Origin of the sequence: Vibrio sinensis, assembly GCF_003605645.1 — a bacterium.
GTDB classification, from domain to species: Bacteria; Pseudomonadota; Gammaproteobacteria; order Enterobacterales; family Vibrionaceae; genus Vibrio; species Vibrio sinensis.
Genome location: NZ_QVMU01000173.1, coordinates 1 through 425, shown reverse-complemented (window position 1 = coordinate 425; position 425 = coordinate 1). Strand labels below are relative to the sequence as shown.

The following is a 425-nucleotide window of genomic DNA, read 5'->3' as shown; positions in this document are numbered from 1 at the left end:
CACCATCAGTTCAAGACGACGCAGCACCTCCGGCCGGGCATCATCCTCCGTCATGGCACAGAGAAAATCATTCAGCGTCCCCGGTTGTGAATCTTCATACACGGTGATGGTCCCGGCGTGCGATGGTGGAAAACCGTCAACCTGCAGGATGACACTGTACTGACCGTACTCCACATCCATGCTGTAACGCCCGGCTTCATCCGGATTCTCTGAGCCCACCGTGTTCACCACCACCGTGGTGCTGTTACGTCTGGCTTTCAGCTGAATGGTGCAGTTCTGTACCGGTTTTCCTGTGCCGTCTTTCAGGACTCCTGAAATCTTTACTGCCATATTCACCCCACAAAAAAGCCCACCGGTTCCGGCGGGCTGTCATAACACTGTGTTACCTGGCTAATCAGAATTTATAACCGACCCCAACGATGAAT

The 425-nt window shown here is 53.4% G+C and carries 1 protein-coding gene; it reads right to left on the bottom strand.

The genetic code is table 11. From position 1 onward, the window contains the following. On the bottom strand, positions 1–330 hold a 330-nt coding region (locus DZ860_RS24105), incomplete at its 3' end, for a prophage tail fiber N-terminal domain-containing protein (protein ID WP_120035739.1). Positions 331–425 lie beyond the last annotated feature (95 nt).